This window comes from Pelomonas sp. KK5 (assembly GCF_001984095.1).
In the GTDB taxonomy this organism is placed as follows: domain Bacteria; phylum Pseudomonadota; class Gammaproteobacteria; order Burkholderiales; family Burkholderiaceae_C; genus KK5.
Map to the genome: position 1 here is coordinate 24,841 of NZ_LYVQ01000051.1, position 8,461 is coordinate 33,301.

The window sequence follows — 8,461 nt, forward strand, 5'->3', positions numbered from 1 at the left end:
CTCGCATCCCCTCGGGGGATCGGCTTGCGTACTCGCAAGACGAGGGGCTCCAATGAGCTTCACCGTCACCTTCGACCAGATCACCAAGTCCTTCGGCCCGGTGCAGGTGCTGCACGGCGTGTCCTTCGAGCTGGAGCCCGGCCGCGTCTACGGCCTGCTGGGCGAGAACGGCGCGGGCAAGAGCACGCTGATGAAGATCCTGGCCGGCTACGAGCAGCGCAGCGGCGGGCGCCTGCTGCTGGCCGGGCGCGAGGTGCACTTCACCGGCCCGCGCGATGCCGAATCGGCCGGCATCGCGATGATCCACCAGGAGTTCGCCCTGGCCGAGGACCTGACGATCATGCAGAACGTCTTCCTCGGCCACGAGAAGCGCAAGGGCCCCTGGCTCGACGACGCCGCCATGCGCGCCGAGACCGCCCTGGTACTGGAGGACGTGGGCCTGCGCGCCCATCCGGACACGCCGGTGCGCCGGCTGATCGTGGCCGAGAAGCAACTGGTGGAGATCGCCAAGGCGCTGCAGCGGCAGGCGCGGCTGCTGGTGATGGACGAGCCCACCGCCACGCTGACGCCCGGCGAGACCGAGCGCCTGTTCGCGCTGATGGCGCGGCTGAAGGCCCGAGGCGTGACGATCATCTACATCTCGCACAAGCTCGACGAGGTGGAACGCGTGACTGACGAGATCGTCGTCATGCGCGACGGCCGCTTCGTCGCCCGCGACCAGACGGCCAAGGTCAGCCGCCAGCAGATGGCCTCGCTGATGATCGGCCGCGACCTCGCCGACCTCTACCCCCGCCGCGACCCGCTGCCCGACGGCCCGCCGCTGTTCCGCGTGGCAGGCCTGAACGTCCCCGGCTGGGCGCGGGACATCGGATTCGAGGTGGACCCGGGCGAGATCCTCGGCTTCGCCGGCCTCGTCGGCGCCGGCCGCACCGAGCTGTTCGAGGGCCTGCTGGGCCTGCGGCCCGCCACGGTCCAGCGCGTGGAGATCGCCGGCCACCCGGTGCGCATCCGCAACCCGCGCGAGGCCGCCGACCTGGGCCTCACCTACCTCAGCGAGGACCGCAAGGGCAAGGGACTCCACGTGGACTTCCCCTTACGGCAAAACCTGACCCTCATGGCGCTGCGCCAGTACTGCCGGCCCTGGCTGCGCCCCGGCGCCGAGCAGAAGGCGCTGCGCTCCGCGGTGGACGCCTTCGGCATCCGCACCGGCTCGCTGCAGATCAAGGCGTCCTCGCTGTCCGGCGGCAACCAGCAGAAGCTGGCGCTGGCCAGGATGCTGCACCCGAACCCGAAGGTGATCGTGCTGGACGAGCCGACCCGCGGCGTCGACGTCGGCGCCAAGCGCGACATCTATTTCCTGATCCAGCGCCTGGCCCGCGAAGGCCGCGCGGTGATCGTCGTCTCCAGCGAGCTGATGGAGCTGCTGGGCATCTGCCACCGCATCGTCGTGATGCGAGGCGGGGCGCAGCAGGCCACGCTGCCCGTGGACAGTCAATTGAGCGAAGAGGTCCTGATCCGTCATGCAACAGGAACGCACTGAAGCGAAACAGCACTGGCTGGCCCGCCTGCACGGCATCGGCCCGGTGGCCGGCCTGCTGCTGCTGTGCATCGCCGGCACGCTGCTGAACAGCGACTTCGCCACCGTCGACAACGCGATGAACGTGCTCACCCGCACCGCCTTCATCGGCATCATCGCGGTGGGCATGTGCTTCGTCATCATCAGTGGCGGCATCGATCTCTCGGTCGGCTCGATGGCGGCGCTGATCGCCGGCTGTGTGATCTGGCTGATGAACTACCTCGGCGCCAAGGCCTGGCCGCCGCTGTCGATCGTCGCGATCGGCGCCGTGTTCGCTGTCGTGCTCGGCGCGGTGTTCGGCCTCGCCCACGGCCTGCTGATCACCCGCGGCCGCATCGAGCCCTTCATCGTCACGCTGGGCACGCTGGGCATCTTCCGCGCCTATCTCACCTACCTGTCCAACGGCGGCGCGATCACGCTGGACGACAAGCTGGCCGACGTCTACGCCCCGGTCTACTACGGCGCGCTGCTGGGCGTGCCGATTCCCGTCTGGGTGTTCGCCATCGTCGCCGTCATCGGCGCGCTGCTGCTCAATCGCACCGCCTATGGCCGCTACGTCCAGGCCATCGGTTCCAACGAGCAGGTGGCCCGCTATGCCGCGGTAGACGTGGACTGGATCAAGCTGAAGACCTATGTGCTGCTGGGCGCCTGTGTCGGCGTGGCCACGCTGCTCTACGTGCCGCGCCTGGGCTCGGCCTCGCCGACCACAGGCCTGCTCTGGGAGCTGGAGGCGATCGCCTCGGTGATCGTCGGCGGCACGGCGCTGAAGGGTGGCGCGGGCAGCATCACAGGCACCGTCATCGGGGCGGTGCTGCTCTCGGTCATCAGCAACATCCTCAACCTCACCAGCATCATCAGCGTGTACCTGAACGCCGCCGTTCAGGGCTTCGTGATCATCGCCGTGGCCTTCATGCAGCGGCGACGTTAGTCGTAGTTCCCACCCCACCCAACGGAGACAAGTCGATGAAGAAGATCACTCGCAGAACCCTTGTCGCGGCCGCGCTGGCTGCATCCAGCTTCGGCGCCTTCGCGCAGGCCAAGGTCAACCTCGGCGTATCCATCCCGACGGCGACGCACAGCTTCGCGGCCGGCATCGTCTACTGGGCCAACGAGGCCAAGAAGGAACTGGAAGCCAAGTACCCCGACGTCAAGGTCACCGTCAAGACCGCCGCCAACCCCGGCGAGCAGGCCAACCAGCTGCAGGACCTGATGACGGTCACCAAGATCAACACGCTGGTGGTGTTCCCCTTCGAGTCGGGCCCGCTGACCAAGCCGGTCGAGCAGATCCACAGCAAGGGCGTCTACGTCACGGTCGTCGACCGCGGCCTCACCAACCCCTCGGGCCAGGACGCCTACGCCGCCGGCGACAACACCGCCTTCGGCAAGATCCCGGCCGAGTACATCGCCAAGTACCTGAACGGCAAGGGCGATGTGGTCGCGCTGCGCGGCATCGCCTCCACGCTGGACAACGAGCGCATGGACGCCTTCAACGCGGTGATGAAGAACCATCCCGGCATCAAGGTGCTGGACGCCAAGTACGGCAACTGGAACCGCGACGACGCCTTCAAGGTGATGCAGGACTTCCTGACCCGCTTCAAGCACATCGACGTGGTCTGGGCGGCAGACGACGACATGTCGGTGGGCGTGCTGAAGGCCATCGACCAGGCCAAGCGGACGGACATCAAGCTCGTCTTCGGCGGCGCCGGCGCCAAGGGCAGCATCAAGACGCTGATGGACGGCAGCGACCCGCGCATCATGGCCAACGTCTCCTACTCGCCGAAGTTCATGTACGACGCGATCAAGATGACCGCGGAGGCGCGGCTGAAGGGCGAGAAGCTGCCGGCGAACAACATCGTGCCCTCGGTGCTGATCACGAAGGAGAACGCCAAGACCTTCTACTTCCCCGACTCTCCGTTCTGATGACGGAGAGCTAGACCACCGCTCGTTCGCCCTGAGGTATCGAAGGGCCTGTCCGGACCGTTGCGCTTGGCCCTTCGATACCTCAGGGCGAACGGACATTCCTCAGGCTCGTTCCAGGAGAACTCGCATGCCCCGCCCCATCACCCTCTTCACCGGCCAGTGGGCCGACCTGCCCCTGTCCGACCTGGCGCCGCTGGCCAAACGCATGGGCTACGACGGCCTGGAGCTGGCGTGCTGGGGCGACCATTTCAACGTGCAGCAGGCGCTGCGCGATCCCGGCTACTGCGCCAGCCAGCACGCGATCCTGGAAAAGAACGGGCTCAAGTGCTTCGCGATCGGCAACCACCTGGTCGGGCAGGCCGTGTGCGACCTGATCGACTCACGGCACGAGGCGATCCTGCCGGCCCACGTCTGGGGCGACGGCGACCCCGAGGGCGTGCGCCGGCGCGCGGCGGCGGAACTGTCCGACACCGCGCGCGCGGCCAAGGCCTTCGGCGTCAAGACCGTCACCGGCTTCACGGGCTCCTCGATCTGGCATTCGATCTACGCCTTCCCGCCGACGCCACAGTCGTTCTGGGACGCCGGATTCACGGACTTCGGGAAACGCTTCACGCCGATCCTCGACGTCTTCGACGACTGCGACGTCAACTTCGCGCTCGAAGTCCACCCGACCGAGATCGCCTTCGACATCGCCTCCAGCGAACGCGCGCTCGATGCGGTGAACCAGCACCGCCGCTTCGGCTTCAACTTCGACCCCAGCCACCTCGGCTACCAGGGCGTCGACTACATCCGCTTCATCCGCCAGTTCGGCCCGCGCATCTTCAATGCCCACATGAAGGACGTCTGGTGGGGCAAGGGCGACGGCACCGTCGGCACCTTCGGCGGCCACACCAGCTTCGGCGATGCCCGGCGCAACTGGGACTTCCGCAGCGTCGGCCGCGGCATGATCGACTTCGAGTCGCTGATCGTGGCGCTCAACGACGTCGGCTATCAAGGGCCGCTGTCCGTCGAATGGGAGGACAGCCGCATGGACCGCGTCCACGGCGCCACCGAGAGCGCCGCCTTCTGCCGCCGGCTGGACTTCGAGCCCGCGGCCGGCGCCTTCGATGCCGTGTTCGACAAAGCCAAGCAGGGAGGCATGGCCGGATCATGAGCCCCGCACGACTCAGAAAGCTCCGCTACGCGATGGTCGGCGGCGGGCGCGACGGCTTCATCGGCGCGGTGCATCGCCACGCGATGGCGCTGGACTCGCGCTTCGAGCTGGTGGCCGGCGCGTTCTCGTCAACGCCCGACAAGGCCAAGGCCTCGGGCAGGGATCTCGGCCTGGCCGACGAGCGCAACCATGGCAGCTGGCAAGACCTGCTGGCCGACGAGCTGAAGCGAGCCCCCGAGGAACGCATCGACCTGGTCAGCATCGTCACGCCCAACCACGTCCACTACGAGGTGGCCCATGCCTTCGCCGACGCGGGCTTCCACGTCGTCTGCGACAAGCCGCTGGTGCATACCAGCGAGCAGGCGCGGAGCCTCGTCGACACGGTGGCGCAACGCGGCACCGTCTTCGGCGTCACCTACAACTACAGCGGCTACCCGCTGGTCCGCCACGCCTGCGAGATGGTGCGCAGCGGCGCGCTCGGCACGCTGCGCAAGGTCATCGTCGAATACAACCAGGGCTGGCTGGCCACCCAGCTGGACAACAAGCAGGCCGCCTGGCGCACCGACCCCGCACGCAGCGGCATCGCCGGCGCCATCGGCGACATCGGCTCGCATGCCGAGCAACTCGCCGCCACCGTCACCGGGCTGGAGATCGAGGCGATCTGCGCCGACCTCACCACCTTCGTCCCCGGCCGCGCGCTGGACGACGACGGCAACCTGCTGCTGCGCTTCAAGGGCGGCGCCCGCGGCGTGCTGATCGCCTCGCAGATCGAGATCGGCTGCGAGAACGACCTGCGGCTGCGCGTGTTCGGCGACCAGGGTTCGCTCGCCTGGCACCAGGAAGATCCGAACCAGCTCCACTACGCCCCGATCGCCGGCCCGCGCCAGGTCCTCACCCGCGCCAGCGCCGGCCTGAGCACCGCAGCCCAGCAGGCAACCCGCCTGCCCGCCGGCCACCCCGAAGCCTTCATCGAGGCCTTCGCCAACATCTACTCGGGCGTGGCCAACGACATCCACGCCCGGCTGCTGACCGGCCAGCCGGCGGCACGCGAGCAGGCGGACTATCCACGCATCGAGGAAGGCGCGCGGGGCGTGCGATTCATCGAGAAGACCGTCGAGTCCTCGCGCAGCAGCACCAAGTGGACGGCTTTCGGCTGAGCGTTCTGTCCGCTTGAAATATGCGTTATGTTCCGGCTCTTCCTGAGCTGCCGGAACATCAACCATGGCCGATCTCGCCGCCGAACAGAAAGCCTGGCTGGGCACCCTCGCCACCCTGCTGGACAGCCCCGATCAGCAGAAGCGCAAGGACGCGATCAAGGCACGCCTGTCGCAGCACCTGGTGGCCACCGGCCGCGCCGCCGATCCCGAACTGGCGCGCACCCAGGGCGCCAAGGCGGCCGAGGCGGCCCGCGCCGGGCGCGAGGACCTGGTGCAGAACCTGGTGGCCGACCGCAGCGAGATCAGCGCCAACGTCGCCTTCGCCGAGGGCCATGCCGCCGCCAAGGCCCGGCCGGGCCAGGCCCAGAAGGATCTCGACGCCGCCGTCCTCGCCCTGGCGAAGGCCAAGACCGCGGACGCCGACGCCCAGGCACTGGTCGCCAAGGACAAGCTGACCAAGGAGATGGTCGCCGCCCGCCAGGCCAATGCCGCCGAGGCCCTGCTGAAGGCCCAGGACGCCGAGGCCAAGGCGACGAAACTGCTGAAGGTGTACACCGACGACGAGGCCGAGATCGGCAAGCGCATGTCCGCCCGCGTGGCCCGCGTGCGTGCCGCCGGCGACCCGGCCAAGGGCGACCAGACCGAGGCGGCCTTCTACCGCCAGATCGCCGAGCCCCTGCTGCTCAAGGAGAACCCGAAGGCGCCGGCCGATGCCAAGGACCCGGCCAAGCTGAAGGCCCGCGCCGAGCTGCGCCTGCGCGACCTGGAGGTCGAGCAGCTGCTCAGCGAGCGCATCGAGACGCGCATCGCCGCCGAGGTCGACCAGCTCGACGGCAAGGGCGTGGCCCAGCGCATCGTCCATCCGATGACGCGGCTCAAGGAGATCGAAGGCATCGTTGCCGAGGTGGCCGAGCAGTACGGCTTCACCAACCTCGCCCACTTCATCTCTCGCCACGGCGCGCCGCGCACCAACCCCGACGTGGGCGAGACCGTCGTCGGCAAGACCGACGAGGCCGCGCACGCCGAGACCATCCGCCAGGCCGACGACGCCGCCGCGCGCGTCCTCACCGGCGTGGGCCCCGACCAGGCCGAGTACGACCCCGCCAAGCGCGGCCCGCTGATGGGCGACAAGGGCAAGGGCACGATCAAGGCGGTGTCGGCCGGCGGCATGGCGCAGCCCGGCGAAGCGGTGGCGGTGCCCGTCTACGCCAAGGTGGGCGACCAGGTCGCCGCCGCCAGCAGCCAGCACGCCAGCGCCAAGGCGGCGCTCTACATGATGGAGGAGGCCGCCGCGCAGGCCGCCCGCCATCAGCAGGCCAACCCCGGCGCGGCCGGCCGCAACTTCGAGGTGACCGTCGGCCACGACACGATCGACGGCGACAAGCTCGGCGCGTTTCCCGAAGCGGGCGGCCTCGGCGCCTCCTACGCGGTGGACGAGACCGGCCTCAGCGAGGCCGAGAAGCTCAAGTCCGGCGCCGCGCTGGACCCCGAGACCATCGCCAAGCGCCTGGCCCGCACCACCAAGGAGACCGGCGCGCGCTCGGCCTCGGCCGTCGAGCTGCCCGACACCCTGCACGGCGGCTTCAACCTGATGACCCTGTTCACCAAGGGCGCGGACGACGCGGGCTCGGTGAGCGCGCCGGACGACCTGATCGCCAACCCCGCCCGCGCCAAGGCCACGCAGGACTACAAGGACGCGAAGCGCAAGGAGCTCGAGGCCCAGCCGCTGGGCCTGGCGCTCGCCAAGGCCGAGAAGGACCTCGCGGACCTCAAGGCCGACCAGGCGAAGGCCAAGGCGGACAAGGAGGCCGCGCAGAAGAAGGTCGACGCGGGCGACCCCACCGCCGCGGCGGACGTCGCGAAGCATGAGAAGAGCTTCAAGGAATTCGGTCCCAAGATCGGCAAGGCCGCGGGCGAGGTGCCCAAGGCCCGCAAGCTCTTCACCGAGGAGCTCGCCAAGCACGACGCCGATGCCGTCAAGGCCGGCGAGGCCGCCGCGCTGGACGCGATCAAGCTGTCCGCCGAGAACCCGAAGGCGCTGGACGCCGCTCTGGACAAGCGCGAGACCGCCCAGGCCGCGAGCCTGGCGCAGGCGACGGTCGCGGCCGACGCCCGGCGCGCGAAGGCCGCCGAGGCGCAGGCCCAGCAGCAGAAGTCCGCCCAGGGTGCCGACACGCTGCTCGCCGCCACCGTGCCCACCGGCGAGCTGGATGCCGCCCGCAAGGCGCTGCAGCCGCTGGCCGCCGAGGCCGCGCGCACCCGTGCCGCCCAGGCCGAGGCCGAGCAGCGCCTCGCCCAGGCGCAGAAGCACCTGGCCGAGGTGGAGAAGCATGCCGAGCAGGCCCCGGCCGCGGCCCAGCGCGCGCTGGACCAGGCGGCCGCCGCCCTGCTGGCCGGGGAGAACGAGCTGAAGGCCGCCGAGGCCGCCAGCAAGCGGGCGTCCGAGCTGATCGCCGCCAGCACCGACAAGGACAAGCCGCGCCTGCTGGAGGAACAGTCCCGCGCCGGCGCCGCCGTGGCCCAGAAGCAGATCGAGCTCGCGCAGGCGCGCCAGGCCGAAGCCCAGCTGAAGGTCGCCAAGCGCCTCACCGAGGCCAACCAGGCGGTCACCCTCGCCCGCCAGGCCGCCGACAAGACGCCGGACGCCCCGGCCGA

5 protein-coding genes and 1 pseudogene are annotated in these 8,461 nt (G+C 69.6%); all 6 read left to right on the forward strand.

Translation table 11 applies throughout. From position 1 onward, the window contains the following. Positions 1-52: 52 nt before the first annotated feature. Entirely contained in the window at positions 53-1,540 is a 1,488-nt protein-coding gene (locus tag B0W88_RS10405) for a sugar ABC transporter ATP-binding protein (RefSeq protein WP_077034595.1), read from the forward strand. Beyond that, complete coding sequence (locus B0W88_RS10410; RefSeq protein WP_077034596.1) at positions 1,521-2,504, forward strand: ABC transporter permease; 984 nt, start codon at positions 1,521-1,523, stop codon at positions 2,502-2,504. Before B0W88_RS10405 ends, B0W88_RS10410 begins: the two co-directional genes overlap by 20 nt. A 35-nt stretch (positions 2,505-2,539) precedes the next feature. Beyond that, positions 2,540-3,496 carry a substrate-binding domain-containing protein gene (locus tag B0W88_RS10415; protein ID WP_077034597.1) on the forward strand — a complete coding sequence of 319 codons (957 nt, stop codon included), beginning with the start codon at positions 2,540-2,542 and terminating at the stop codon, positions 3,494-3,496. Between the two features lie 127 nt (positions 3,497-3,623). Continuing rightward, entirely contained in the window at positions 3,624-4,649 is a 1,026-nt protein-coding gene (locus tag B0W88_RS10420) for a sugar phosphate isomerase/epimerase (RefSeq protein WP_077034598.1), read from the forward strand. After that, positions 4,646-5,806, forward strand: coding sequence for a Gfo/Idh/MocA family protein (locus tag B0W88_RS10425; RefSeq protein WP_077034599.1), 1,161 nt, complete (start codon positions 4,646-4,648; stop codon positions 5,804-5,806). The genes B0W88_RS10420 and B0W88_RS10425 overlap by 4 nt, the downstream gene beginning before the upstream one ends. A gap of 64 nt (positions 5,807-5,870) precedes the next feature. After that, a pseudogene (locus B0W88_RS10430) lies at positions 5,871-8,461 on the forward strand (hypothetical protein); the annotation flags it as partial.